Genomic DNA, 25,009 nt, shown 5'->3' with positions numbered 1-25,009 from the left:
CGCCACCCCAAACCCATTAGCAGAATTTGGGGTACGGCGTACGAATCGGTGTTGGACGTGATGGATCAAGCGGCGTCACGCTGCCCGTATGACCACGACTTCGACCGCCTACTCGGCCGTGCGCACGACCGCCCGCCTGGACGCCCTCGTCGCCTCGGTGCGCGAGGCCGTCGGCCGCGGACTGCCGCCGGACCTCACCGCCTACCTCGTCGGCGAACGCCTCGCCCCGCACCTCGGCGCGGACGACCTGCTCACCGCCGAACAGCAGGAGTCCGACCCCGCCTGCTACCGCCAGCACCTCCTGCACGCCGAGCGCGACGGCAGCTTCTCGATCGTCGCCCTCGTCTGGCTGCCGGGCCAGGAGACCTCCGTCCACGACCACGTCTCCTGGTGCACGACCGGGGTCCACGTCGGTGAGGAGCGCGAGCGCCGCTACCGGCTGGTCCCCGCGGGCGAGAACACCGCCGCCCGGCTCGTCGCCACCGAGGACGTCGTCAACCCGCAGGGCGCGGTCTGCGGTTTCGCCCCGCCCGGCGACATCCACCGGGTCTGGAACGCCGGCGGCGACCTCGCGATATCCCTGCACATATACGGCGCCGACATCTCCCGCATCGGCTCCAGCGTCCGCCGCGTCTACACGCTCCCGGCCGACCGCTGATGGCGCTGCTGCAACGCCCCACGCGCCCGCCGTCCGCCGCCCCCGCGGGGCCCCGCAATCCGCCGGGCCTGGCGCTGGCCGCGGGCGGCGTCGCGCTCGCCTGGTGCGTGCACCTGCTGTTGCCCGCCGTGCCGATGCTGACCGCGGCCGTGGTCCTCGGCATCGTCGTCGCACACCTGCCGTTCGCGCGTCCGCTGGTGAGGGGAGCGGCGCGCCCCGGGCTGACCTTCGCCGGGAAGCGGCTGATGCGGGTCGGCATCGTCCTGCTCGGCCTCAAGCTCAGCCTCGACGACGTGCTGGGCATCGGCTGGGCGACGGTCGTCATGGTCCTCGTGGTGGTCGCCGCGACGTTCTTCGGCACCTGGTGGCTCGGCCGGAAGATGGGACTGCCGGGAGACCAGCCGCTCCTCATCGCCACCGGCTACTCGATCTGCGGCGCCTCCGCGATCGGCGCGGTCGCCGAGGCCACCGACAGCGACGAGCGCGACACCGCCACCTCGGTGGCCCTCGTCACCCTGTGCGGCACGCTCGCAATCGCCGTACTCCCGCTGCTGCACGGCCCGTTGGGGCTCACCGACCCGGAATTCGGGCGGTGGGTCGGGGCCAGTGTGCACGACGTCGGGCAGGTCGTCGCCACCGCGCAGACCGCGGGCCCCGGCGCGCTCGGCGAGGCGGTCCTCGTCAAGCTGATGCGGGTCGCCCTGCTCGCACCGCTGGTCGCGGCGGTCGCCCTGTCCGTACGCAAGCGGCGCAGGCAGACCTCGGCGGACACCGGCCAAAAGCGCCCGCCGATCGTGCCGCTGTTCGTCGTGGGCTTCCTCGCCATGGTCGCGCTGCGCAGCACCGGGTGGCTGCCCACCGGCGCGCTCGACCTGGCGCAGCACGCGCAGGAACTCCTCCTCGCCGCCGCCCTGTTCGGCCTCGGTAGCGCCGTCCACCTCCCGTCGCTGGCCCGCACCGGCGGGCGCGTCGCGGGGCTCGGACTGTGCGCCTGGGTGGTCGTGGCCGGAGTTTCCTACGGGGGAGTTCTGCTGACAACCGGCTGACGGAACAGGAGAGTTGGCGGGTACGCACGATCACCGATCAAGGAGACCCCTGCACATGACCGGCACCGAGCCCGCCGCCCTCCCGTCCACGGGCGCTCCCACCGGCGCCCCCGCCGGTGCGCGCATCGACACCAGCAGGCCGCACCCCGCCCGCGTCTACGACTGGTTCCTCGGCGGCAAGGACAACTACCCCGTCGACGAGGCACTCGGCAGGCAGATCATGTCCCTGGACCAGAGCGCCCAGCACGTCGCCCGCGGCAACCGCGCCTTCATGCGCCGCGCCACCGGCTGGCTGGCGGCCGAAGCGGGCATACGGCAGTTCCTCGACATCGGCAGCGGCATCCCCACCGCCCCCAACCTGCACCAGGTCGCCCAGGCGTCCGCCCCGGACGCCCGTGTCGTCTACGCCGACAACGACCCCGTCGTCCTCGCCCACTCCGCGGCCCTGCTGCACAGCACCCCCGAGGGTTCCGTCGCCTACCTCCAGGCCGACGTCCGCTCGCCCCGCCGCATCCTCGACCTGGCCGCCGCCACCCTCGACCTCTCGCGCCCCGTCGCCGTGTCCCTGGTCGCCCTGCTGCACTTCGTGCCCGACGAGGACGGTGCGTACGAGCTGGTCAAGCACCTCGTCGACGCCCTGCCGTCCGGCAGCTACCTGGTCCTCTCCCAGCTCACCCCGGAACTCGACCCGGTCGGCGTCCAGCGGGGCGTCGAGATGTACGCGGCCGGGGGCGTGACCCTCGCGCCGCGCTCGCGCACCGAGATCGCCCGCTTCTTCGAGGGCCTGGTGCCGGCGGGGCCGGGCCTCGTACTGCTGGAGGACTGGCATCCGGAGCTCGCCGCGGCCGGGGACGAACCACGCGCGGACGCGCCGATCCCGCTGTACGCGGGGGTGGCCCGCAAGCGGTGACCCTGGCGGGGCGGCGGGGGTGATGTCCGGGGCTGTGCCCCGTGCCCGGCTGCGCCGCGCGTCCTCAAACGCCGGACGGGCTGGAATATTGCCCGTACCGGTGAATTACCGAGGAGTCTGGCCAGTGTCCGGCCCGCCGGGCTAGGCTCGGAGCTCCGATACTGCAAGGGGGATGGGATGGGTGTTTCCCGGCCGCAAGACCCGGTCCCCGCACCGCTGTTGCTGGAGCGCGAGGACGAACTGGGCTTCGCCGCACGGGCGATCGGCGACCTGTGTGCGGAGACCTCCCGCGGCGGCGTCCTCGTCTACCGCGGCGTCGCCGGCATCGGCAAGACCGCCCTGCTCGGCGAGGTCCAGCGGATCGCCCGCGAGCGGGGCTGCACCGTCTGGTCCGCGCGCGGCGGTGAGACCGTCACCTCCGTCCCCTTCCACGTCGTACGCCACCTGCTGCAGCCCGCCCTCACCCTCACCGGGGACGCCGCCGCCCGTGACCTCCTCGGCGATCGGTACGGCAGCGTCGGTCCCGCCCTCGGCATCGCACCGCCCAACAGCGAGGTGAAGGCCGACCCGCAGGGCGTCAGGGACGGTCTGGACGTGCTGGTCGGCAGGCTCGCCGAGGCGCACCGCCCGCTCGTGCTGGTCGTCGACGACGCCCAGTGGAGCGACCTGGAGACGCTGACCTGGCTGGTCCGGTTCGCCCAGCGCGGAAACCGGCTGCCGGTGCTGCTCGTCGCCGCGTACCGCACCAACGAGGCCGAAGGCGACACCGCGGAACTGCTGCGCGACCTCGACACCACGGCCAGGGCGACCGGCAGCGCCGTCGCCCTGAACGCGCTGTCCCCGGCCGCCACCGCCCGGTTCGCCCGCAGCGAGCTCGGCCAGCACGCCGACGACCCGTTCTGCCGCGAGGTGTGGGCGGTCACCGGCGGCAACCTCTACGAGACGGTGGAGCTGCTCGCCCGCGCCAAGGACACGGCGGGCTCCCTGCGCGCCCTGATCATGTCCGCCCGCGCCCCGGGACTGGTGGAACGGCTGATGGCGATGGGAACGACCACCGCCCACTTCGCGTTCGCCACCGCCATCCTGGAGACCGACGTCTCGCTGCGGCTCGCCGCGAGACTGGCGTCCATCTCCCCCGGGGACGCGGCCGAATCCGCCGACCGGCTGCGCGACGCCCGTATCCTCACCGGCGCGGACGAGCACCTGGAGTTCGCCCACCCGCTGATCGCCGGCGCCGTGTACGACGCCATCCCGAAGTACCTCCGCAAGGCCATGCACGGCGTCGCCGCCGAAGTCCTCGCCAGCGCGGGGCACGGCGCTGCCGCCGCCTCCCGGCACCTCCTCGACGTACCGAGGGAGGAGAACCCCAAACTGGTCGAGCAGATGCGGGCCGCCGCCCGCGAGTACGTCGCGGTCGGTGCGCCCGACGCCGCCAGGCGCTGCCTGGAGCGGGCCCTGGAGGAGCCGCCGCTGCCCACCGTCCTCGCCCAGGTGCGGTACGAACTGGGCCAGGCCGTCTACCTCGGCGAACCCGCCACCACCGTCGAACACCTCAAGGCGGCCCTCGACCAGCCGGGCCTCGACGTCGCCGAGCAGGCACACGCCGTGTTCCTGCTCTCGCAGGCACTCACCCACAACAACCAGACCGCCGAAGCGGGCCGGATGGTCGCCGCGGCTGCCGCCGCCGCACCGTCGGGCCCCGACCGGATGCGCCTGCAGACCGTGCACTTCCTGTGGGAGGGCGTACTCGCCGTCGAGGAGGACGGGCCCGGACGCTCCCGGCGCCTCGCCGAGGCCGCCGCCAAGGTCGACGGCAGCAACACCACCGAGCAGGCCCTGCTGATGCTCCGCGCCTTCGACGCGACGGCCATCGGCGAGGACGCCGAGTCCGTCGTCGCCATCGGCGACCGGGCCCTCGTCAACGGCAGCCTCCCCGCAGGACTGTCCTGGACGGACACCACCTGGGGCTTCGAACCGGCCGCCCTCCTCGGACTGAGCTACGCCTTCGCGGACCGCCTGGACCGGGCCGACAGCCTCTTCACCGAGGCCCGCCGCGCGTTCACCGAAGCCGGCTGGAGCGGCGGCCACCTGTCCTTCGCGTACGCCCTCACCGGATACCTCCAGCGCAGACGAGGCAATCTGGTGCGCGCCGAGGAGGACCTCCGCGAGAGCGTGCGCCTCGCCGAGCGCATCGGACACGGACTGCCCATGCACTGGGACGCCGTGTGCATGCTCATCGACACGCTCCTCGCCCGCGGCCTGGTCGAACACGCCTGGCAGGCCGCCGAGGACTTCGGCTTCGGCCCGGACTACCCCACCACGATCGTCATCCCCGACGCCCGCTCGGTACGGGGAAGGCTGCTGCTCGCCAAGGGCCGCACGAAGGAGGCCGTCGCCGAACTCGAAGCGGCCGGCGAGGCGTTGAAGGCCCGCGGTCGGCACAACACGGTCCTCGCCCCGTGGGCCCTCGACCTGGCCCGCGCGGTCGCCCCCGACGACCCGGAGCGGGCCGCCGAACTCGCCGCGTACGCCCGCGAGAAGGCCGAAAGGTTCGGCACGTACACGGCGATCGGCGAAGCCCTGCGCTGCCAGGCCGCCCTGGCACAGGGCCCGCGCGCCGTCGAGCTGCTGGGCCATGCGGTGGACTGCCTCAAGGAATCCCCGTCCGCGTACGAACACGCCGCGGCCCGCGTCGAGCTGGGCGTCGCCGCCCGCTCCCGTACGGAACTGGAGAAGGGCCGCGACCACGCCCGCAACTGCGGTGCGGCTGCCCTGGTGGCGTCGGCCGACCGGGCCCTGCGGGAACTGGGGTACCTGAGGGGCGACGAGTAGCGCCGCGCCCCTCAGGTACCGTCCCGTCCTCCCGCTACTTCTCCAGTTCCTTGTGCGCGTTCTCCGGCAGCCGGAAGAACACCGCCGACGAGACCAGGCACAGCGCCGCCACGTACCAGGCGAACAGGCCGGGATTGCCCATCTCCTTGAACAGCGTGCCCATGTACGGCGCCGTACCGCCGAAGAGCGCCACCGTCAGCGAGTACGGGAAGCCGATGCCCGACGCCCGCACCCTGGCAGGGAAGATCTCCGCGTTGACCGCCGCCGAGATCGACGTGAACCCGGTCAGCAGCACCATTCCCGCGCACTGCACCAGCACCAGCGTCCCGAAGGTGATCCCTCCGTCGACGATCTTCAGCAGCGGCACGATCAGCAGCGCGAAGCCGAGCCCGGAGAACAGCAGCAGCGGCCTGCGCCCGATCCGGTCCGAGAGCAGCCCGCCGAGCGGCTGGAGCAGCGCGAAGAACGCGAGCGAGATGGTGCCCGCGAGCAGTGCGTCGGACTTCTCGAAGCCGCCGTTCAGCTCCGCGTACGTAGGCAGGTAGGACGTCCACGTGTAGTACGAGATGGTGCCGCCCGCGGTGATGCCGCAGATCAGCAGCGACTGGCGGGGGTACTTGCGCAGTGCGTCGAACAGGCCGGGGCGGTCCGTCCGCTCCACCGGGGCGTGCGTCTCGTGCGCACCGCGCCGGATCCAGAACCCGACCAGGCTCAGCAGCGCGCCGAGCACGAACGGCACCCGCCACCCCCACCCGTCCATCTGCCCGGCGCTCAGGCTCGACACGAGCAGCGCGGCGATGCCCGAGGCGGCCAACTGCCCGGCCGTCGTGGACACGTACTGGAAACTGGAGAAGAGACCGCGCCTGCCGGGCCCCGCCGACTCGACCAGGAAGGTCGTCGAAGCGGCGAACTCGCCCCCCACGGACAGGCCTTGGAGCAGGCGGGCGAGCACCAGCACGATCGGGGCGAGGACGCCCACCGACGCGTACGTCGGGGTCAGCCCGACCAGCAGACTGCTGCCGCCCATCAGCAGGATCGTCACGGTCAGCGCGGTCCGCCGCCCGTGCCGGTCCGCCACCGCGCCGAGCAGCAGACCGCCGACCGGCCGCATGAAGAAGCCGACCGCGAAGACCGCGAACGTGGACAGCAGCGGGACGAGCGGGCTGCCTGAGCTCTTGGGGAAGATCTCGGTGGCGATGTACGAGGCGAGGAAGGTGTACGCGTACCAGTCGTACCACTCGACCGCGTTGCCCACGGAGGCCGCGAGAAGCTGCCGCACGGGGCGGCGGTCGGACGGTGGCGGGGGAGAGGTGGTGTCGGGTGCCGGCGTAGGCGTCTCTGTCATGATCCGGACGATTGCCGAGTTGCGGGGCGGGCACAAGAGGCCCGTGTGAAGGCTGCGTCAAACAATGCGGCACGCGGTGCGGGGTCGTAGCGCGCCGCACGAGCGGCGATGCGGAAGTGACTGATGAGTCAGTCAGAATCGCAATTCCCAGGCGGAAGAAGCATGGGTGCGGAGATCTTGTTGAGATCTGCTCAATGAATGGGTACGGTGGCCGACCATGCAGCAGCAAGCGGCCGAGCCCGCCCCCGATGTCGCCGACCGCGTCCGCCAGGTCATCGCGGCGGCCGGGGTGAGCCAGCGGGAGTTCGCCCGGCGGATCGTGATGGACCCGTCGAAGCTGTCCCGCTCGCTGGGCGGCACCCGCCGGTTCACCGCCGCCGAACTCGCCAGGATCGCGGACACCGGGGGTGTCGACGCGGGCTGGCTGCTCGGGTCGCGTACGCCACCGGCCGCACCCCTGCGACGTGTCCGCGCCACGTCCGCACCCTCCGAAGGCGGGCGACCGCTCCAGATCGTGCGGGAGACGGTCCGGCTGATCGCCGAGCACGGCTTCCACGCGGTGCGCGTCGCGGACATCGCCGAGGCCTGCGCCACCAGCACCGCCGCCATCCACTACCACTTCCCAGGCCGGGGCGACCTCCTCGAAGCGGCCGTCCGGTGGTGCATGGACGAGGACACCGCACGCCGGGCCGCCCGTACCGCCGAAGTGACCGACGCCGCCGAGGAGTTGCGCCGGCTCATCGAGGACCAGACCCCCTGCGGCGAGCAGCAGCGCCGCCAGTGGCGGGTGTGGCTCGACCTGTGGGCGGAGGCGGCCCGGTCGACCGCCGTGGGGCGTCTGCACGTCGAGTACTACCGGCAGTGGCGGGACACCGTCGCCGATGTCGTACGACGCGGAGTCGCCCAGGGCGCCTTCAGGGCCGGCACCGACCCGGAGGTGGCCGCGCTGACCCTGACCGCACTCATCGACGGACTGGCCGGTCAGGTCCTGGCGTCCACGCCCGGCGAGACCGTCGCGGGCGGCACCAGCGCCGACGACATGCGCAGCGCGCTGCTCGCGTACGTGGACGCCACGCTCACGCACCGCCTCTGAGGCCCGCCCCGGGGCCTCCGCCAAGAAATCCCCACGTCCCCCCACCCACCAGGAGTCACGCATGCCCGTCAACCAGGACGTCATCATCACCTGCGCCCTCACCGGCGCGGGCGACACCGTCCGCAAGAGCCCGCACGTCCCCGTCACCCCCGAGCAGATAGCCAGGTCCGCCGTCGAGGCGGCCGGGGCCGGCGCCGCCGTCGTGCACATCCACGTCCGCGACCCCGAGACCGGCGACCCGTCCCGCGACCCGCGCCTCTACCGCGAGGTCGTCGAGCGGATCAAGGAGACCGGCACCGACGTCGTCATCAACCTCACCGCGGGCATGGGCGGCGACCTGGTCATCGACCCGGACCGGCCGCTCAAGGACTTCCCGATGCCCGGCACCGACCTCGTCGGCGGCCTCGACCGCCTCCCGCACGTCGAGGAACTGCTCCCCGACATCTGCACCCTCGACTGCGGCTCCCTCAACTTCGGCGACGGCAGCAACCTCTACGTCTCCACCCCCGACATGCTGCGCGCGGGCGCCCGGCGCATCCAGGAGCTGGGCGTACGACCGGAGTTGGAGATCTTCGACACCGGTCAGCTGTGGTTCGCCAAGCAGCTCCTCGCGGAGGGCCTGCTCGACGACCCGACCGTCTTCCAGCTGTGCATGGGCATCCCGTGGGGCGCCCCCGCAGAACCGGGCGTGCTCCAGGCCATGGTCAACATGCTGCCCGAGAAGGCCCAGTTCGCCAGCTTCGCGCTCGGCCGGATGCAGATGCCGTGGGCCGCCCAGTCCATCCTGCTCGGTGGACACGTCCGCGTCGGCCTCGAAGACAACCTCTACCTCGGCAAGGGCAACAAGGTCACCAACGCCCAGCTCGTCGAGCGCGCCGTCACGATCACCGAGTCGCTGGGCTCCCGCGTCGCCACCCCGGACGAGGCCCGTGCCAAGCTCGGCCTCAAGCCGAGGGCCTGACCGGCGCCTGGACCCGTGTCCCGCGTCCCGCGCCGACCGATCCGCGTCCAACTTCCCGAAGTTCGGGTCGAGTTGTGCTTCGTGCGGGTCATGGGTGGCTGGTCGCGCAGTTCCCCGCGCCCCTGAAGGGGCGCTCCCCCCCACATCAGGAGTTTCCCATGACCTCCCCCGTACCCGCTCTCCCGCCCTGCGCCCCTGAGGACGTGCGCCGCGTCGCCTGCGTCGGCGCCGGTGTCATCGGCGGCGGCTGGGTCGCCCACTTCCTGGCCCGCGGCTACGACGTCACCGCCTGGGACCCGGCCCCCGACGCCGGGCAGAAGCTGCGCCGGCTCGTGGATGCCGCCTGGCCCGCCCTCACCCGGCTCGGCCTCGCCGAGGGTGCGGCAAGGGACCGGCTGACCGTCGCCGCGACCCTCGAAGAGGCCGTCGCCGAGGCCCAGTTCGTCCAGGAGAGCGCGCCCGAGAAGCTCGACCTCAAACGCGATCTGCTGGCCAGGCTGGACGCCGCCGCCCCCGCCGGAGTCGTCATCGCCTCCTCCACCTCCGGCTACCCGATGACCGACATGCAGACGGGGGCCGCCGACCCGGGCCGCCTCGTCGTCGGCCATCCGTTCAACCCGCCGTACCTGATCCCGCTCGTCGAGGTCGTCGGCGGCGAGCTGACCACCGCGGACGCCGTCGCCTGGGCGTCGCGCTTCTACGAGGTCGCGGGCAAGTCCGTCATCACCATGGACCGCGAGGTTCCCGGCTTCATCGCCAACCGCCTCCAGGAAGCCCTCTGGCGCGAGGCCCTGCACATGGTCGCCAACGGCGAGGCCACCGTCCGCGAGATCGACGACTCGATCACCGAGGGCCCGGGCCTGCGCTGGGCGTTCATGGGCCCGATGCTCACCTTCGCGCTCGCGGGCGGCGAGGGCGGCATGGCCCACATGCTCGACCACTTCGGCCCGTCGCTGAAGTCCCCGTGGACCCGCCTCGAAGCGCCCGAGCTGGACAAGCAGCTGTACGACGCCGTGGTGGCGGGCTGCGACGACGCCGCGGACGGCCGCACCATCGCCGACCTCGTCGCCGAACGCGACCAGGGCGTGATCGACGTACTGCGTGCGACGGGCCGCCTCCCGCAGCAGCGCACCAGGGGAGAGGCCAAGTGAGCGGGACGACGGACGTGACTGACCTGACGGATGTATCGGACACGACGGATGTGACGGATGCGACGGACACGACCGAGCTGGACGGCGTCGTCGACTGCCTGCCGCTCGTCCACCACACCGTCCGGCCCGAGTGGATCGACTACAACGGCCACATGAGCGAGGCCTTCTACGTCCTCGTCTTCGGGTACGCCACCGACGCCATGATGATCGAGACCGGACTCCACGCGGGCTACCGCGAGGCCACCGGCTGCTCCCTCTACACGGTCGAGGCGCACATCCGGTACCTGAGCGACGTCCCCGAGGGCGCCAGGCTCGCCGTCCGCACCCGGGTCCTGGGCGCCGACGCCAAGAAGGTCCGTTTCGCGCACGAACTGTTCGTCGTGGCACACGCGCACCCCACCGAAGGCGTCGAGGGCACCGAGAGCGCCAAGGGCATCGAGGACGCGTCCCCCGCCACCCTCCCGACCGAGGCCGAGCCGGTGGCCACCACCGAACTCCTGGCCCTGCACGTCGACCGGTCGGTGGGCCGCACCGCGCCTTTCCCGGAGCACATCCGCGCACGGCTCGTCTCCCTGACCGAGGACGCCCCGCACTGGGCGGGCCGCTCCATCGCCCGGGTCCCGGCCGTCCGCGCCTGAGCGGCTCCGGGGCCGGGCCTCAGCACTGGCTGGGCCCGTCCGGGGCCAGGTACATCAGCGTGTGCGAGGGGCTCTCCGGGGCGGGGAACCACAACAGGTTCCAGCTCGGCTGCCAGAGTGCGGGGCCCCGGTGTCCGCGGAGTTTCGCGCGCAGTTGGCCGGCGCGGTGGTGCCAGGCGCGGAAGGAGTGGCCCAAGCGGTCCCCGGCCTCGTGCAGCGTCACCCAGCCGTCGTCCTGCACGTCCTCCACCGACAGCAGCACCTCGTGCAGCTCGCCCGGTTCCTCGTGGCATCTGCGGGCCTGGTCCCAGTGCACGTGGTGGCCGGGCGCGTATCGGTGGCAGGAGCCCGGCGGGACGGGGTCGGAGTCGGGGTCGGCCCCTGTCCCGGGGTCGGTCCCGGCCCCGGGACCGGTCTCGGGGCCGGGAGGAGGAGAGAAGTTCATAGCGCTGATGCCTCCGCACAGACAGATGGAACGGGCAGGTCAGGCGGGTGCGGTCAGTCCGTCCGCCCAGACCGGTGCAGTCCCCGCCAGCCGGCAGACCATCAGGTAGAGCGGGATGGGCGGGGTGTACGGGGCCGGGCCGTCCGGGGTGTGGATCAGGCGCGGGCGCGAAGCCGCCACATAGGCGCCGGCGGCGTACTGCGCGGGCGCGGGCCAGGGCAGCCCGAGGTCGGAACCCGAAGGGACGATCCACCACCAGCGGTCCGCGTCGGCGAACACGCAGCCGGCCCGGGGCAGGTGGGCCAGCAGCCGCTCCCCGTGCCGGGCGGGCAGTCCGACGGCGTCGCAGCCGAGCGGAGTGTGGTCGAGGGAGGGCGGCAGCGGCAGCCGGGCGGGGCCGCCGCCGGCACGGCGCACCCGGGTCAGCCGGGCGGCGAGACGGTGGCTCATTCCCGCACGCTGCCCGGGGCGTCGCAGGGACGGGACGAGAGGTCGGATCCCGTGCGGGGGAGCTCGGAGTGCGGGAGCTCCGAGTGGGGGAGTTCGCAGTGAGGGAGCTCCGAGTGGGGCAGTTCCGTGCGTGGGAGCTCCGTGCGAGGGAAATCCGGGTGGGGAAGCTCCGCGTGCGGGAGTTCCGCCCAGACCGTGCGCCCTGAGCCGGGGCCGTTGTCCTGGGAGCCCCAGGTGTCGCACACCGCGTCGACGAGCAGCAGACCCCGCCCGTGCTCGCCCGCGGCCTCCGCCGAGCGGCGCAGCCGCGGGCCCTGCGGCCCGATCCCCTCGTCCCGTACGGAAATTCTCAGTCTGCCGGCCCCGTCGGACAGCTCGCAGCGCACCCGGTCGCTGCCGGTGTGGATCACCGCGTTGGTGACCAGTTCCGAGATGACCAGTGCCGCTGTGTCCCCGAGGTCCTCGCCAAGACCCCAGACCGTCAGCCGGGCGGCCGTCAGGTGGCGTGCGTGCGCGACCGACTCCGGACATGCGGGCAGGGCAAAACCGAACCTTCGGACACGGGCCCCCTGAATTGGGCCCATGACCTGGGGAAAGAGCGTGGAGCCAGGTACCACGACCGCATCCTCACCATGGGGGAGCGGCTGCCGCGCACCGCCTCCCCCAAGGTGCTGCGCGGCAGCCGCGTGAACCAGTTCACGCATCAACTCTCCCTCTGTCCACGTCACTTGGCAAGAGGCACTCTGAAATTTCCAGAGTGTCGTTTCGTAGATCAAGAACGCGTGGCACACTGCATCGCAACAGCACGTAGAGCACAACCGCCCATCAGTTACGGTGCGTTACGGGGAGGTCTCCCATGAGTGAACCGCGGTCCGCACCGACCGTCGGTCAGGTTGTGCTCGGCAAACGACTGCAGGACCTGCGCGAGCGCGCGGGCCTGACCCGCGACCAGGCAGCCAAGGTGCTGCACGTCGCCCCGGCCACCGTCCGCCGGATGGAGACCGCCGAGGTCACTCTCAAGATTCCTTACGTACAGCTACTGCTGAAGGCGTACGGCAGCACCGACGCCGAGTGCGACGCGTTCCTGGAACTCACCCAGGAGGCCAACCGGCCCGGCTGGTGGCAGCGGTTCCACGCCATTCTGCCCGACTGGTTCAGCATGTACGTGAGCCTGGAGGGCGCCGCCTCCCTGGTCAGGTCCTACGACCCGCACTTCGTGCCGGGGCTGCTCCAGACCGAGGACTACGCGCGCGCCGTCATGCGCACCGGAGCCATCGGCCAGACCCGTCCCGAGGACGTGGAGCGGCACGTCGCGTTGCGCATGCAGCGTCAGTCGCTGCTCGTGGGACCCGACGCCCCGACCCTGTGGGCGATCATGGACGAGACGGTGCTGCGCCGCCCCGCCGGCGGCCCGGACGTCATGCGCGCCCAGGTGGACAGGCTGCTGGACGCCGCCGAACTGCCCAATGTCACACTCCAGGTCGCGGAGTTCGCCGACGGCCCGCACCCGGGTACGTACGGCCCCGCCGTCCTCTTCCGCTTCGCCGTGCCGGAACTGCCCGACATGGTCTACAGCGAGTACCTGACCGGCGCCGTCTACCTCGACTCGCGCCCCGAGGTGGCCACCCACCTCGAAGTCATGGACCGCATGGCGGCCCAGGCCGCCACCGCACCACGCACCAAGGAGATCCTCGCGGATTTCCGCAAGGAGCTCTGAACCTGTCATGTCCCACACGCCTCGCACCTCTCGAACGGACCGGCGCTCCGACCGGCGCGCCGAGCGCCGGGGGGCCCGCCGCATCTACAACGGCATGCCCGCGGCGGACCTCCCCACCGAGGGCTGGTCCAAGCCGTGGAGCGGCGGCAACGGCGGCAACTGCGTCGAGACGATGAAGCTCGCGGACGGCCGGGTCGCGGTCCGCCAGTCCGCCGACCCCGACGGGCCCGCCCTCATCTACACCCCCGGTGAGATCGCCGCCTTCATCCAGGGGGCGAAGGCCGGCAAGGCGGACTTCCTCCTCACCTGACTGCCTCTCAACTATGCTGCCCAGCACGCCACTTGACCACCAGGAGACCCCTATGACCGGGCAGGACCGCACCACCGGCAGCTCCGCATCCGTCGAGATCGACACCAGCAAGCCGCACCCGGCCCGGATGTACGACTGGTTCCTCGGCGGCAAGGACAACTACCCGGTCGATGAGGCCATGGCCAGGGAACTCCTCAAGCTGGACGCCCGGGGCGGCGAAATGGCCCGGGTGAACCGCGCGGTCATGCACCGTGCCACCCGCTGGCTCGCCGAGAACGGCATACGCCAGTTCCTCGACATCGGCACCGGCATCCCCACCGAGCCCAACCTCCACCAGATCGCGCAGGCCACCGCTCCCGACGCGCGCATCGTCTACTGCGACAACGACCCCATCGTCCTCGCCCACGCCGAGGCCCTGCTGCGCAGCACGCCCGAAGGCGCCACCGAGTACATCCAGGCCGACGCCCGCGAGCCCGAGTCCATCCTCGAACACGCGGGCAAGGTGCTCGACTTCGACCGGCCGATCGCCCTGTCCCTCGTCGCGCTGCTGCACTTCGTCAGCGACGAGGACGGCGCGTACGAGATCGTGCGCAGCCTCATGGACCGGCTGGCGAGCGGCAGTTACCTGGTCCTCTCGCACGTCGCCCGCGACTTCGACCCGGAGGGCGCGGACAAGGCCGCCGCCCTGTACCGGGCGCGCGGCCTCACCCTCCAGCCCCGCTCGCGCGCCGAGGTCACCCGCTTCTTCGACCCCTACGAGCTGGTCGAGCCCGGCGTCTCGCTGGCCGCCGAGTGGCGCCCGGAACTGGGCGAGAGGGTCCCGGTCGAGGGCGACGAGCCGATCCCGGGCTGGGTGGGGGTCGCCCGCAAGGCCTGATCAGAGCTTGTAGGTGGCGGTGGCCGCCGCGGCGGGCGGCTACCGCAGCACCAGCACCAGTGCGGCGAGCGTCAGCATCCCCGAGATCAGGACGGCCCAGAGGAGCAGCTTCCGCCGGTGCTCGGGCATGACGGACACCGCGCGCACGCCGTCCTGGGCGCGGAAGACGTAGTACTCCCGGTGCGGCCTCCGGACGCACGTGACGCGGTACAGCGCGAGCTGCTCGAAGCGCACCTGCCGGAGGAGCTCGGTGTCCTTGCCGGTGGGCTTCTTCGCGGCCCGGCACCGGTCCAGTGCGCTGCGGTGGCTCTCGTTCAGCATGGGTTCAAAGGGCTCATCGGGGTCGTGCAGCAGGGAGGACGACCACGTGCCGTGCTCGATCTGTTTGCGGGCGCGCCTTGGCGGATGCTCGCACGGACGCTCGGTGGGCGGCTGCTCCGTGGGGACGCGACGGATCCTGCCCTCCGTCCAGTAGGACTTGCTGCGCCTGCCGTCGCAGTCCCCGCAGGTGACCTCGCCCGTGGCGTTGCACTTCGTGCACGGCCGGAAGCCGTCCGTGCACTTCGTGCACTCGGTGCAGCCATCTCCCGCACAGGTGGCACAGGCGGCTTGAGGCGTGTGGCACCGCCGGCACTTGACCCGTTTGCGTTTCCGGCGGTCGTCGGGTGCGCGCCGGACCGGGGTCCAGTCCCGGTCGGCCTGTTTGCCGCCGCAGTGGTCGCAGGCGGCCGTCGTGTCGTGGCACTCCGTGCAGGTGACGGTCTCTTCGCAGGGCAGCCTGCCCTCCGTGCAGTGCCGGCACCGCCGCTTGCCGTCGCCGCATGCACAGGGGACGTTCTTCACACTGTTGCGCAGCAGCAGGACCTTGGTCAGACGGTCGTTCACATCGCGGGGCGGGTCCAGCGGTACGGCATTCAGGTCGTCGTACTCCTCAAGGCCGTCCAGGCGATCAGGCGGCAGCCCGTACTTCCAGCACTGTTCGGGCTCGCGGGTCTCGGTCAACCGGGTCACCGTGCACCGGCTCCGGTGCATCTCCTCGATGCGCAGTGCGTCGAGGGGAGTCCCCGGCCCGAGCTTCCGCCGGACCGCCGCGTGTATGTCGTGCTCGGAAAGCGCCCCGGTCATGCGGTGTCTCCCTCTGCCGTCGCGATCCCCGCGCAGGGGAAGGCTAGAGGCGGCCAGGACCCGCCTCAAGTGGTCCCGTACCCGGTGGAGTGGAGACATCCGCCACGCTGCGCCGCCCGTATGCGCATACGGGTTCACTGTCGCAACCCTTGACCCACCTGTAACAACCACCTAGCTTCCACTCAACACTTGATGAGCCGCAGGTACTTTCCCCGTAGTACTTCTTCAAGAGGTGAACGCATGAGTGGTGTGAGACGGCGCAGCGTCCTTGCTGCGGTCGGCGGAACGGTCGCGGCGGGCACGGTGGCCACCACCGCAGGGACGGCCGGGGCCGCGACGCCCGCCGTCGCGGCCGGGGAGGCCGCCGCAGCGGCAGCCGCCCCCGAGCCCGCCGGCAAGAAGGGCCGATACGAGCGTGAAGTGTCCGCCCTGCTCCGCAGGATGACCGTCGAGGAGAAGCTCGGCCAGCTCCAGCAGCTGCCCTGGTCCTGGGACACAGGACCGGGCGGCGGCGGCACCGAGGCGGCCACCGAGGCGGCCCGCAAGGGACAGCTCGGCTCCGTCCTGTCCATCTACGGCGGCAGGTCCAACAACGCCCTCCAGAAGATCGCCGTCGAGGAGACCCGGCTCGGCATCCCGCTGATCTACGGCTTCGACATCATTCACGGCATGTGGACGACGTTCCCCGTCCCGCTCGCCCAAGCCGCCTCCTTCGACCCGAAGGTGGCCGCCGACGACGCCGAGGTCTCCGCGAAGGAGGCCCGCTCGCACGGCATCCACTGGACGTTCGCCCCCATGATGGACGTCACCCACGAGCCCCGCTGGGGCCGCATCGCCGAAGGCAGCGGCGAAGACCCCTACCTGACCGCGAAGCTGACCGAGGCCAAGGTCGTCGCCTACCAGGGCACCGCCAAGGGCCGCGACCTCAAGGCCAAGGACAGGCTCGCCGCCTGCGCCAAGCACTTCGTCGCCTACGGCGGTGCGGAGGGAGGCCGCGACTACAACACCGTCGTCGTCTCCGAGTCGCAGCTGCGCAACCACTACCTGCCGCCCTTCAAGGCGGCCGTCGACGCGGGCTGCGCGACCGTCATGGCGTCCTTCAACACCATCAACGGCGCGCCCGCACACGGCAATTCACACACACTGAACGAAATCCTCAAGGACGAGTGGGACTTCGACGGCTTCGTCGTCTCCGACTGGACCGGCGTCCAGGAGCTCATCCCGCACGGCTTCGCCGCCGACGGCGCCGATGCCGCCCGCCTCGGCCTCAACGCGGGCGTCGACATGGAGATGACCAGCACCCACCTGGTCACCCACGGCAAGAAGCTGCTGCGCAGCGGCAGGATCTCCGAGAAGCGCCTCGACGACGCGGTCCGCCGCATCCTGCGCCTCAAGTACGAACTCGGCCTCTTCGAGAACCCCTACGTCGACGAGGCAGCCGTCATCCAGGAGCCGACGCCCGCCGCCCGCAAGGCCGCCCGGAGCGCCGCCGCCCGCTCGATGGTGCTGCTGAAGAACGACAAGAAGGCGCTGCCGCTCGCCACTTCGGCGAAGTCGGTGGCGGTCGTCGGTCCGTTCGGCGACTCCGAGGACCTCCTCGGCGCGTGGGCGTTCCCGTTCGCCGCGAAGAAGGCCCCTGCGGTCACCGTCCTGGCGGGAGTGAAGGCCGCACTGCCGGACGCCAAGGTCACCTACGCGCCGGGTGTGGACGCCGACGGCAAGGACACCAGCAGGATTCCGGCCGCCGTCGAAGCCGCCGAGGCGGCCGAGGTCACCGTCGTGGTCGTGGGCGAGGCGTCCGCGCTCAGCGGCGAGGCCGCCGCCCGCGCCGACATCAGCCTCCCCGGCGCCCAGGAGCAGCTCATCGCGGCGATCGCCGCGACCGGAAAGCCCTTCGTCGTCGTCCTCGTCAACGGCCGCCCGCTCACCGTCGGCGACTGGCTGGCCTCCGCACCGGCCGTACTGGAAGCCTGGCACGGCGGCACCGAGGCGGGCAACGCCGTCGCCGACGTCCTGTTCGGCAAGGTCAATCCGGGCGGCAAGCTCCCGGTCACCTTCCCGCGCTCGGTCGGCCAGATCCCGATCTACTACAACCACGAGCCGACGGGCCGCCCGTACGACGCGGACAACAAGTACACGTCCAAATACCTCGACCTGCCGTACGGCCCGGAGTTCGCCTTCGGCCACGGCCTCAGCTACACCACCTTCGAGACCGGCGCCCCCCGGCTCGGCCGCGGCAGCATCTCCGCGCGCGCCCTGCGCGGCGGCGACACCGTCGAGGTCGCGGTGACCGTCACCAACACCGGCGACCGGGACGGCGACGAGGTCGTGCAGCTCTACGTCCACGACAAGTTCGCCGGCATCGTCCAGCCGGTCCGCAAGCTGCGCGGCTTCCGCCGGGTGACGCTCGCCGCGGGAAGGTCGACGACCGTACGGTTCCAACTGGGCGCCGACGACCTCGGCTTCTGGACGAACGCGGAGGACGGCAGGTTCGTCATCGAGGAAGGTGACTTCGACATCTACACCGGTACGAGCTCGCAGGCCACGGCCAAGGCCGGCCTGAAGGTCACCTGACGCACAAGGTGGGGGCAAGGGGTGGTGAAACCCCCTGCCCCCACCGCAGTGTGACCGGCCGTCAGTAGTTCTGCGGCACCCGCGCAGGACGGCCCGCACCCCGGGTCGTCGCATACCCGGCGACACCCGCCAGCGCGGCCAGCAGTGCGCCCGCGGCCGTCCAGAGCCACCTGTCGGTCCAGCTCCCCGACGCCCAGCCGCCCTCGGGAGCGGCAGCAACCGTTGCCTGCTTCGGCTCGGACCTGCTGTCCGAGGTCGTCGCCCCCGGCACCAGCGGCGCCGTCAGCGAACCGTCGACCGCCTTGGCGCCGCCCGCGTCGACCACCGCGGGCCGCAGCTCGGCCTTGACCGGCAGCCCCAGGTCGTCGTCCGAGAGTCCCGTCACCGTCAGCCGCACGTAGTACGAGCCGGGCAGCGGGTCGTTCGACGACTGCTCCGCCCAGGCCCTGACCGTACGCAGATGACAGGTCAGCGCCACCGAAGCGGCGTCCTTCCGCGCGGTCGCCGTCGACGAACCGTAGGTGCAGGCCTGCTTGCGGCGCAGCCCGTCGTACACGTCGAGCTGCCAGGTCTGCGCCCCGTGCCGCTGCGCGGCCTCGGGCAGCACGACCTTCGCCCGTACGGTCGCGTCCTGACCGGCGTCGGCCGGGAAGACCCAGTACAGGTAGTCACCGGTCGACGCGCCCGCCGTGGCGAGCTGCCCCGGCCTGACGGCGGTGGCGGTACGGAACGAGGTCCCGGCCTCGGTCGGTGCGGCAGTCTCCGCACCGGCGCTCGGCGAGGGCGAGGGAGTCCCGTCCGCGTGCGCCCCCGCAGCGGTACCGAAGAAAGCGGCGGCGGCGAGCAGTCCGCTCGTCAACACACGTGTCGTACGCATCAGTTGGTCCTCCAGACCGCGAAGCGCCAGCGGGAGAGCCAGCCGAACAGCAGACCCGCGAGCAGACCGACGAGGACCATCACGCCGAGCAGCCACCAGCCGTGCCCGAGCCCGAAGGACGCCACGTCCGGCGCCTGCTGCGGCGAGTCCACCAGATCGATGGCCAGCTCGACCGGCATGCCCGGCTCCGTCTTCACCGAAGGCGCCGCGGAGAACGAATTGCTGACCCGGAGGCAGACCGTCTCCACCGGGGGCTCCTGCCCCTTCTCCGTGTCGACGTCGGCCTTCGGATAGCGCAGCCCGGACGAGACCACGTCCGTACGCCCGTCGCCGGCCTCCGAGCCGCGTACGATCTCGCGCCCGCTCAGCGTGGAGGCCCGTACGAGCAGTCCGTAGTCGTTGTTGACGGCGCGGTCGGAGCCGATGCTCACCGCGGCCCGCAGTTCCTGACCGGGCTTGACCTGCACCTGGTACCAGCGGTGCTCGGAGAACTTCTCGCGGTCGGTGTAGAGACCGGCGCCCAGCTTCGGGGCGGCGGCGCACGACGCGCCGCCCTTCGTGGCGACGGGGTTGACGACCGGGTCGGCCGCCCGGTCCACCAACTGTTTGACGCGCTTGGAGAGTTGCTCCTTGTGCTGCACGGCGGTGTAGGTGCCGCCGGTGGCCTCGGCGATGCAGGTGAGCTGCTGGCGGATCTTCGCGTTCGGCACCAGGCCCAGCGTGTCGATCACCAGGTGGGTGCCCTTGGCAGCGATCTCGCGTGCCACGACGCACGGGTCCAGGGGCCCGCAGGTGTCCTCGCCGTCCGTGATGAGCACGATCCGCCGGGTCGCGTCGCCGCCCTCCAGGTCCTTCGCCGCACCGAGCAGCGCGGGCCCGACCGGGGTGAACCCGGTGGGGGCGAGGGTGGCCACGGCGGTCTTGGCCTCCACCCGGTCGAGCTTGCCGACCGGGTAGAGCTGCCGGGTGTCCTCGCAGCCCCGCTTCTTGTCGTTGCCCGCGTAGTTCGCCCCGAGCGTGCGTATGCCGAGCCGGACCTCCTCGGGCGTCGCGTCGAGCACCTCGTTGAAGGCCTGCTTCGCGGCGGCCATCCGGGACTGCCCGTCGATGTCCCTGGCCCGCATCGACCCGCTGACGTCGAGGACCAGCTCGACCTTGGGGGATTCCTTCGGGGCACCCTCGGCGCTGCCGGGCCCGTCGTCGGCCATCGCCGGCGACGGGAGCAGCCCGGCGGCCAGAGCGGCGAGCAGTGCGCCGCACGCTCCGGCCGCCAGTCGTTTCCTTGTGATCATCGCCGGATCTTATGGAAGATCGTCAGCCGGGCACAAAACGAGCACCCGCGACTACGCCTGAGGCGGTGTCAGCGTCACCAGGAACTTCTTCGCGGGCCCGACGTTCCCGGCCGCGTCGATCGTCCGGTGCTCGATGGTGTGCGTCCTGTACTCGGGCGTCGCGTCGTCCCACGGCACCACGCGAGGCGTGCCCAGCTTCCCGTACACCAGGTCGTCGACGTTGGTCCCCGACGGCGTGAACCGCCACGGCGCATCGGCGTCCGTCGGCCAGCCGTAGTAGGTGTACCAGCCGTCCCCGTTGACCCGGAACTGCGAGACGACCGTCCCCTTCTGGTCGTCCTTCGCGCTGAGCTTCATCGTGAAGGGTCCGTCGTAGACGTACTCGACGGGCCGGCCCGGCCGCTCGACGGTGCGCACCGGTTCGGAGAGTTCGTACGATCCGGTGGCAGACGCGGTGTCGACGGTCCAGGTCAGCGTGGTACTGCCGGAGCCGCCTGCGACGATGCGGGCCTTGAGGGTGTGCGTACGGCCGGCCGGCAGGCGCAGCTTGCCCAGATCGAGGTCGCGGTCGTTGCCGAGGCTGGTGGCGACGGGCCATCCGTCCAGGGTCCACCGCACCCGGGGGGAGCTGCCGGTGGCCGGGTGCGAGGTGTCCGCGTACACGACGGACTTGGCACCGACCGGCCTGTCCGTGCCGGTGTGTCCCGTGAACTCAGCTTTCGCGTCGGCCTGTTGGGCCGTACGCACGGACCGGTCGACCGTCCACGTCACGGTACGGGTGAGGGCTGCCGACGCCCGCAGCAACGGGTCGCGTACGTACGGTGTCGGGTCGGTGACGGTCGCCGTGAGGGTGTGCGCGCCCGTGCCCACGTGCAGGCGCTTCAGGTCCAGACTGCGCGATCCGTACGTGCGCGGCACGGTCTTGCCGTCGAGCTTCCAGGTCACGTCGAGCGCCCCGCCCACCGGGTGCAGGGTGTCCACCCAGGCGGTGCGGTCGGTGCCGAGCGGGGTGGTGTTCGGGGTGTGGTCCTGGACGAGGTTGACCTTGTTCGAGATCGCCTGGGTCATCACCTCGCGCTCCACCTGGTCGAAGTCGTACCCGAGGGTCTTCATCATGGAGTGCTTGCTGGGCCGCCAGACGCCCTTGGTCGAGTACATGCCGCCCTCGTGGCGGCCGATGCGCCCGCCCGACAGACTGTCCTCGCCGAGCCAGCGCCACCACTTCTGCTGCTTGGCGCGCATCTCCTCCTCGCTCAGGAGGGTGTGGTGCGTGGAGTTCGGCTCGCCGCCCGTGTACGTACCGCCGGGGACGCCGCGTCCGTAGTAGTCGTACTCGTCGTCCAGCTTGCCGAGCGAGTGGCCTATCTCGTGCGGGGTGATGAGGGAGGACAGCGCGTTGCCGCCGGACGCGGTGGCCCAGGCGCCGCCCGCGCCACCGTAGGTCTGGCTGTTGGCGAGGGCGACGATCTGCCGGTTGGCGCTCCTGGTGCCCGGGACGAGATCGGCGGCGGCGCTCGCCTTCGTCGTGTCGACGGTCAGCAGCCGCTGCACGCTGCTCGCGTTGCAGCCGCCCCAGAACGCCATGTCGAGCGGGGTGTCGCGGCGGGCGTCGGACAGCCCGGGGTCGCAGTCGACACCGGACTCGGGGGACGGCATCTCGATCGCCCAGACATTGATGTACGAGCGGTAGGAGGCGAACGGCTCGATGCTCCACAGCACGTTCATGTGCTTCTCGACGTCGGCGCGGAACTTGGGTATCTCGGCGGCGGTGTAGCCGTCGCCGAGTACGACGAGGTTGAAGCGCTTGTCGGTGGGCCCTGTGGTCTGGACGGGGACGACGGTGGCGTTCGCGTTGGTGTTGGCCTTCGCGCTGACGGGGCCACGGTCGGAGGCCGTGGCCTGCTGCGGAACGGAGAGGGCGGCGGCGAGGAGCGCGGCTGCCGCGACCAGGAGTGCGGGTCTCTTCGTGTGTCGGACGATTCGCATGGCGGGGAGCGTACGGGTGGGGCCAACTGACCGTAAAGAGGTACGAGTTGAGCAAGATGTGCCCCAGAAGCAGTCGCATGCCGAAAAATTCACCGTCCTGCAACACATTCCAGGATTCGGACGAACGCCAATTCGACGTGGACAAAAGTCCCTGCTCGCTGCCACTCTCGCGCCATGCGCCCTGCCACTCTCGCCCGCAGTCTCCACTCCACCCTCGCCGTCGTCGTCTCGGTCGCGTTCGCGGTCGGCTGTGCCCCGCAGCCGGAGCCGAAGACCGCGCCCTCGTCCGCCGCGGGCGGTGCCTCCTGCGCCCCGGGCAAGCTGGCCACCGAGACGGCCGGGAAGCTGACGGTGGGTACGGACAAGCCCGCGTACGCACCCTGGTTCAAGGACGACAAGCCGTCGAACGGCCAGGGCTACGAGTCCGCCGTGGCCTACGCGGTCGCCGAGAAGCTCGGCTACCGGAAGGAGGACCTGGTCTGGCAGACGGTCGCGTTCAACAACGCCTTCGCGCCCGGCGAGAAGAAGTTCGACTTCGACCTCAACCAGATCTCCATCAGCGAGTCGCGCAAGAAGGCCGTCGACTTCTCCTCCGGCTACTACGACGTCCGGCAGACGGTCGTCGCCCTCAAGAACTCCAAGGCGGCGAAGGCCAAGTCGGTCGCCGACCTCAAGGACGTCAAGCTCGGCGCCCAGGTCGGCACGACCAGCCTGGACGTCATCAACGACCTCATCAAGCCGTCCCAGCAGCCTGCCGTCTACCAGAAGAACGACTTCGCGAAGGCGGCCCTGAAGAACGGCCAGGTGGACGCCATCGTCGTCGACCTTCCCACCGCCTTCTACATCACGGGCGCGGAAGTGCCCGAGGCCGCTGTCATCGGCCAGTTCGCCGACACCCTCGGCAAGGCGGAACAGTTCGGTCTCGTACTCGACAAGGGCAGTGCGCTGACGTCCTGCGTGACGGGTGCGGTCGACGCGCTCCGCAAGGACGGCACGCTGGCCAAGCTGGAGAAGCAGTGGCTGGCGGACGCGGTGGACGCGCCGGTGCTGAAGTGACCGTCCAGGACACCGAGTTGAGGGCGGACGGGTACGTCCCCTCCGCCCGCAGGCTCGCACGCGAACGCTTCAAGCGCGGACGTACCCGCCGGGCCACGGCGATCGCCGCGGCCAGCACCCTGGTCACGGCGGCCGTCCTGTACGTCGTCATAGTCAACTCGCCCGGCTGGGAACGCACCCGCGAGACCTTCTTCGACCCGGCCTTCGCCCGCAAGGCGTTCCCCGAGGTCATGAAGGGGCTCTGGCTCAACCTCCGCCTGCTGGTGGTGTGCGGGGTGTGCGTCCTGGTGCTGGGCATGCTGCTGGCCGTCGCACGCACCCTGCGCGGCCCGGCGTTCTTCCCCCTGCGGGCGCTCGCCACCGCCTACACGGACTTCTTCCGCGGCCTGCCCCTGATCATCAATCTGTTGATCGTGGTCTTCGGCGTCCCCGCCCTGCGCCTGACGGGCGTGACGACCGACCCGGTGCTGCTGGGCGGCGCGGCCCTCACCCTCACCTACTCCGCCTACGTCGCGGAGGTCTTCCGCGCGGGCATCGAGTCCGTACACCCCTCGCAGCGGGCGGCGGCGAGGTCGCTCGGGCTGTCCAACCGCAAGACGCTGCGGTACGTGGTGCTGCCGCAGGCGGTACGCAGGGTGGTCCCGCCGCTCCTCAACGACCTGGTGTCCCTCCAGAAGGACACCGGCCTGGTGTCGATCGCGGGCGCGGTCGACGCCGTGTACGCGGCACAGATCATCGCCAGCCGCGACTTCAACTACACCCCCTACATCGTGGCGGGCCTGGTCTTCGTGGCCCTGACCATCCCGATGACGAGATTCACGGACTGGGTGACCGCCAGGATGGACCGGCAGCGGGCCCAGGGAGGAACGGTATGAGCGAGGCTTCCCCGGTGCTGCGGCTGGAGTCGGTCCGCAAGACGTACGGCGCGCGGGGCAAGGAGACCGTCGTGCTCAGGGACGTCGACCTGGACGTCGCCCCGCACACGGTGACCGCGTTGATCGGCGCGTCCGGCTCCGGCAAGTCGACGCTGCTGCGGTGCGTGAACCTCCTCGAAGAGATCGACGACGGCGCGATCTTCCTCGACGGCGAGGACATCACGGACCCGCGCGCGGATCCCGATGCGGTACGCAGGCGGATCGGCGTCGTCTTCCAGGCGTACAACCTCTTCCCGCACATGTCGGTCCTCGACAACATCACGCTGGCCCCTCGGCGCGTGCACGGCATCGCACGCGAGGAGGCGGAGGGGCGGGCCAGAGAGCTGCTGGAGCGGCTGGGCCTCGGCGGAAAGGCCGACGAGTACCCGGACCGGCTGAGCGGCGGACAGCAGCAACGGGCCGCGATCGTACGGGCGTTGGCGGTCCGGCCGCGCCTGCTGCTGCTCGACGAGATCACGGCGGCGCTGGACCCGGAGCTGGTGGGCGAAGTGCTGAGCGTGGTACGGGACTTGAAGGGCGAAGGCATGACGATGGTCATCGCCACCCACGAGATGGGATTCGCGCGGGAGGTCGCCGACCAGGTGTGCTTCCTGGATGCGGGGGTGGTGCTGGAACGGGGGACACCGGCGGAGGTGTTCGGGGCGCCGACGCAGGCGCGAACCCAGCAGTTCCTGAAGCGAATTGTCGAGGCGGGGCGGCTGTGATTCGTCCGCGGGGCAGATCTTCGCGTG

The 25,009-nt window shown here is 71.3% G+C and carries 22 protein-coding genes and 1 pseudogene; 15 read left to right on the top strand and 8 right to left on the bottom strand.

The genetic code is table 11. The features are described 5' to 3' along the window. The first annotated feature begins 88 nt into the window (after positions 1–88). From ACWGIG_RS06270 to ACWGIG_RS06255, 4 genes are all read left to right on the top strand, one after another. The gene (locus ACWGIG_RS06270; protein WP_453320355.1) at positions 89–658 is read left to right on the top strand and encodes a cysteine dioxygenase; all 570 of its coding nucleotides are present in this window, start codon (positions 89–91) and stop codon (positions 656–658) included. Beyond that, complete coding sequence (locus ACWGIG_RS06265) at positions 658–1,704, top strand: YeiH family protein (RefSeq protein ID WP_453320354.1); 1,047 nt, start codon at positions 658–660, stop codon at positions 1,702–1,704. The genes ACWGIG_RS06270 and ACWGIG_RS06265 overlap by 1 nt, the downstream gene beginning before the upstream one ends. A 55-nt stretch (positions 1,705–1,759) precedes the next feature. Continuing rightward, positions 1,760–2,614, top strand: a complete 855-nt coding sequence (locus ACWGIG_RS06260; RefSeq protein ID WP_453320353.1) for an SAM-dependent methyltransferase — start codon at positions 1,760–1,762, stop codon at positions 2,612–2,614. A gap of 177 nt (positions 2,615–2,791) precedes the next feature. Beyond that, complete coding sequence (locus ACWGIG_RS06255) at positions 2,792–5,446, top strand: ATP-binding protein (RefSeq protein ID WP_453320352.1); 2,655 nt, start codon at positions 2,792–2,794, stop codon at positions 5,444–5,446. 34 nt (positions 5,447–5,480) lie between these two features. Here ACWGIG_RS06255 and ACWGIG_RS06250 read toward each other — a convergent pair whose 3' ends face one another. Continuing rightward, positions 5,481–6,791: an MFS transporter gene (locus ACWGIG_RS06250; protein WP_453320351.1), complete on the bottom strand. Its 1,311-nt coding sequence runs from the start codon at positions 6,789–6,791 to the stop codon at positions 5,481–5,483. Between the two features lie 217 nt (positions 6,792–7,008). On the opposite strand from ACWGIG_RS06250, the gene ACWGIG_RS06245 reads away from it, so the two are divergent. The 4 genes from ACWGIG_RS06245 (at position 7,009) to ACWGIG_RS06230 (ending at position 10,634) form a co-directional block, all read left to right on the top strand. Further along, on the top strand, positions 7,009–7,884 hold the full coding sequence (locus ACWGIG_RS06245) for a TetR family transcriptional regulator C-terminal domain-containing protein (protein ID WP_453320350.1): 876 nt from the start codon (positions 7,009–7,011) through the stop codon (positions 7,882–7,884). A gap of 61 nt (positions 7,885–7,945) precedes the next feature. Beyond that, positions 7,946–8,845 carry a 3-keto-5-aminohexanoate cleavage protein gene (locus tag ACWGIG_RS06240; protein ID WP_453320349.1) on the top strand — a complete coding sequence of 300 codons (900 nt, stop codon included), beginning with the start codon at positions 7,946–7,948 and terminating at the stop codon, positions 8,843–8,845. A gap of 158 nt (positions 8,846–9,003) precedes the next feature. Next, positions 9,004–9,996, top strand: coding sequence for a 3-hydroxyacyl-CoA dehydrogenase NAD-binding domain-containing protein (locus ACWGIG_RS06235; RefSeq protein ID WP_453320348.1), 993 nt, complete (start codon positions 9,004–9,006; stop codon positions 9,994–9,996). Positions 9,997–10,046: 50 nt separating this feature from the next. Further along, the gene (locus ACWGIG_RS06230; protein WP_453320368.1) at positions 10,047–10,634 is read left to right on the top strand and encodes a thioesterase family protein; all 588 of its coding nucleotides are present in this window, start codon (positions 10,047–10,049) and stop codon (positions 10,632–10,634) included. A gap of 19 nt (positions 10,635–10,653) precedes the next feature. Here ACWGIG_RS06230 and ACWGIG_RS06225 read toward each other — a convergent pair whose 3' ends face one another. The 3 genes and pseudogenes from ACWGIG_RS06225 to ACWGIG_RS06215 all read right to left on the bottom strand — a co-directional run. Continuing rightward, positions 10,654–11,079: a hypothetical protein gene (locus tag ACWGIG_RS06225; RefSeq protein WP_453320347.1), complete on the bottom strand. Its 426-nt coding sequence runs from the start codon at positions 11,077–11,079 to the stop codon at positions 10,654–10,656. A 39-nt stretch (positions 11,080–11,118) separates the two neighbouring features. Further along, positions 11,119–11,529 carry a hypothetical protein gene (locus tag ACWGIG_RS06220; RefSeq protein WP_453320346.1) on the bottom strand — a complete coding sequence of 137 codons (411 nt, stop codon included), beginning with the start codon at positions 11,527–11,529 and terminating at the stop codon, positions 11,119–11,121. A gap of 173 nt (positions 11,530–11,702) precedes the next feature. Continuing rightward, positions 11,703–12,146 (bottom strand): annotated as a pseudogene (locus ACWGIG_RS06215) (ATP-binding protein); the annotation flags it as partial. 239 nt (positions 12,147–12,385) lie between these two features. On the opposite strand from ACWGIG_RS06215, the gene ACWGIG_RS06210 reads away from it, so the two are divergent. The 3 genes from ACWGIG_RS06210 to ACWGIG_RS06200 all read left to right on the top strand — a co-directional run bounded on the left by ACWGIG_RS06210 (position 12,386) and on the right by ACWGIG_RS06200 (position 14,433). Beyond that, positions 12,386–13,246, top strand: coding sequence for a helix-turn-helix domain-containing protein (locus ACWGIG_RS06210; protein ID WP_453320345.1), 861 nt, complete (start codon positions 12,386–12,388; stop codon positions 13,244–13,246). A 94-nt stretch (positions 13,247–13,340) separates the two neighbouring features. Beyond that, positions 13,341–13,556, top strand: a complete 216-nt coding sequence (locus ACWGIG_RS06205; RefSeq protein ID WP_398411868.1) for a DUF397 domain-containing protein — start codon at positions 13,341–13,343, stop codon at positions 13,554–13,556. A gap of 52 nt (positions 13,557–13,608) precedes the next feature. Continuing rightward, positions 13,609–14,433 (top strand): SAM-dependent methyltransferase, encoded by an 825-nt coding sequence (locus ACWGIG_RS06200; RefSeq protein ID WP_453320344.1) that lies wholly within the window; start codon positions 13,609–13,611, stop codon positions 14,431–14,433. Between the two features lie 39 nt (positions 14,434–14,472). On the opposite strand, the gene ACWGIG_RS06195 is transcribed toward ACWGIG_RS06200, so the two are convergent. Continuing rightward, a complete protein-coding gene (locus ACWGIG_RS06195; protein ID WP_453320343.1) occupies positions 14,473–15,558 on the bottom strand; it encodes a hypothetical protein in 1,086 nt (361 codons plus the stop codon). Positions 15,559–15,798: 240 nt separating this feature from the next. Here ACWGIG_RS06195 and bglX point away from each other — a divergent pair, with 240 nt between their 5' ends. Further along, entirely contained in the window at positions 15,799–18,132 is a 2,334-nt protein-coding gene (bglX, locus tag ACWGIG_RS06190; protein WP_453320342.1) for a beta-glucosidase BglX, read from the top strand. 61 nt (positions 18,133–18,193) lie between these two features. Here the strand turns inward: bglX and ACWGIG_RS06185 are convergent, their stop codons facing one another. The 3 genes from ACWGIG_RS06185 to ACWGIG_RS06175 are packed head-to-tail and all read right to left on the bottom strand — an operon-like array spanning position 18,194 to position 22,287. Then, a complete protein-coding gene (locus ACWGIG_RS06185; protein WP_453320341.1) occupies positions 18,194–19,009 on the bottom strand; it encodes a hypothetical protein in 816 nt (271 codons plus the stop codon). Beyond that, positions 19,009–20,301 (bottom strand): VWA domain-containing protein, encoded by a 1,293-nt coding sequence (locus ACWGIG_RS06180; protein WP_453320340.1) that lies wholly within the window; start codon positions 20,299–20,301, stop codon positions 19,009–19,011. The genes ACWGIG_RS06185 and ACWGIG_RS06180 overlap by 1 nt, the downstream gene beginning before the upstream one ends. A 51-nt stretch (positions 20,302–20,352) precedes the next feature. Then, the gene (locus ACWGIG_RS06175; RefSeq protein ID WP_453320339.1) at positions 20,353–22,287 is read right to left on the bottom strand and encodes a M64 family metallopeptidase; all 1,935 of its coding nucleotides are present in this window, start codon (positions 22,285–22,287) and stop codon (positions 20,353–20,355) included. A gap of 174 nt (positions 22,288–22,461) precedes the next feature. Between ACWGIG_RS06175 and ACWGIG_RS06170 the strand changes: the two genes are divergently transcribed. The 3 genes from ACWGIG_RS06170 to ACWGIG_RS06160 are packed head-to-tail and all read left to right on the top strand — an operon-like array spanning position 22,462 to position 24,982. Continuing rightward, positions 22,462–23,343: an ABC transporter substrate-binding protein gene (locus ACWGIG_RS06170; protein WP_453320338.1), complete on the top strand. Its 882-nt coding sequence runs from the start codon at positions 22,462–22,464 to the stop codon at positions 23,341–23,343. After that, positions 23,340–24,218 carry an amino acid ABC transporter permease gene (locus ACWGIG_RS06165; protein ID WP_453320337.1) on the top strand — a complete coding sequence of 293 codons (879 nt, stop codon included), beginning with the start codon at positions 23,340–23,342 and terminating at the stop codon, positions 24,216–24,218. Before ACWGIG_RS06170 ends, ACWGIG_RS06165 begins: the two co-directional genes overlap by 4 nt. After that, positions 24,215–24,982: an amino acid ABC transporter ATP-binding protein gene (locus ACWGIG_RS06160; RefSeq protein WP_453320336.1), complete on the top strand. Its 768-nt coding sequence runs from the start codon at positions 24,215–24,217 to the stop codon at positions 24,980–24,982. Before ACWGIG_RS06165 ends, ACWGIG_RS06160 begins: the two co-directional genes overlap by 4 nt. Positions 24,983–25,009: the final 27 nt, after the last annotated feature.

The organism is Streptomyces sp. NPDC054863 (assembly GCF_053610825.1).
Note: the sequence above shows the minus strand (reverse complement) of the source record. Positions and strands in the feature narration are given on the sequence as shown.

Bases quoted from the DNA above. Each gene is read 5' to 3' on its own strand.
- ACWGIG_RS06245 (WP_453320350.1), top strand. From the start codon at position 7,009: ATGCAGCAGCAAGCGGCCGAGCCCGCCCCCGATGTCGCCGACCGCGTC.
- ACWGIG_RS06240 (WP_453320349.1), top strand. From the start codon at position 7,946: ATGCCCGTCAACCAGGACGTCATCATCACCTGCGCCCTCACCGGCGCG.
- ACWGIG_RS06160 (WP_453320336.1), top strand. From the start codon at position 24,215: ATGAGCGAGGCTTCCCCGGTGCTGCGGCTGGAGTCGGTCCGCAAGACG.
- ACWGIG_RS06210 (WP_453320345.1), top strand. From the start codon at position 12,386: ATGAGTGAACCGCGGTCCGCACCGACCGTCGGTCAGGTTGTGCTCGGC.
- ACWGIG_RS06180 (WP_453320340.1), bottom strand. From the start codon at position 20,301: ATGATCACAAGGAAACGACTGGCGGCCGGAGCGTGCGGCGCACTGCTC.
- ACWGIG_RS06255 (WP_453320352.1), top strand. From the start codon at position 2,792: ATGGGTGTTTCCCGGCCGCAAGACCCGGTCCCCGCACCGCTGTTGCTG.
- ACWGIG_RS06170 (WP_453320338.1), top strand. From the start codon at position 22,462: ATGCGCCCTGCCACTCTCGCCCGCAGTCTCCACTCCACCCTCGCCGTC.
- ACWGIG_RS06185 (WP_453320341.1), bottom strand. From the start codon at position 19,009: ATGCGTACGACACGTGTGTTGACGAGCGGACTGCTCGCCGCCGCCGCT.
- bglX (WP_453320342.1), top strand. From the start codon at position 15,799: ATGAGTGGTGTGAGACGGCGCAGCGTCCTTGCTGCGGTCGGCGGAACG.
- ACWGIG_RS06205 (WP_398411868.1), top strand. From the start codon at position 13,341: ATGCCCGCGGCGGACCTCCCCACCGAGGGCTGGTCCAAGCCGTGGAGC.
- ACWGIG_RS06195 (WP_453320343.1), bottom strand. From the start codon at position 15,558: ATGACCGGGGCGCTTTCCGAGCACGACATACACGCGGCGGTCCGGCGG.
- ACWGIG_RS06225 (WP_453320347.1), bottom strand. From the start codon at position 11,079: ATGAACTTCTCTCCTCCTCCCGGCCCCGAGACCGGTCCCGGGGCCGGG.
- ACWGIG_RS06175 (WP_453320339.1), bottom strand. From the start codon at position 22,287: ATGCGAATCGTCCGACACACGAAGAGACCCGCACTCCTGGTCGCGGCA.
- ACWGIG_RS06220 (WP_453320346.1), bottom strand. From the start codon at position 11,529: ATGAGCCACCGTCTCGCCGCCCGGCTGACCCGGGTGCGCCGTGCCGGC.
- ACWGIG_RS06250 (WP_453320351.1), bottom strand. From the start codon at position 6,791: ATGACAGAGACGCCTACGCCGGCACCCGACACCACCTCTCCCCCGCCA.
- ACWGIG_RS06270 (WP_453320355.1), top strand. From the start codon at position 89: ATGACCACGACTTCGACCGCCTACTCGGCCGTGCGCACGACCGCCCGC.
- ACWGIG_RS06260 (WP_453320353.1), top strand. From the start codon at position 1,760: ATGACCGGCACCGAGCCCGCCGCCCTCCCGTCCACGGGCGCTCCCACC.
- ACWGIG_RS06200 (WP_453320344.1), top strand. From the start codon at position 13,609: ATGACCGGGCAGGACCGCACCACCGGCAGCTCCGCATCCGTCGAGATC.
- ACWGIG_RS06235 (WP_453320348.1), top strand. From the start codon at position 9,004: ATGACCTCCCCCGTACCCGCTCTCCCGCCCTGCGCCCCTGAGGACGTG.
- ACWGIG_RS06265 (WP_453320354.1), top strand. From the start codon at position 658: ATGGCGCTGCTGCAACGCCCCACGCGCCCGCCGTCCGCCGCCCCCGCG.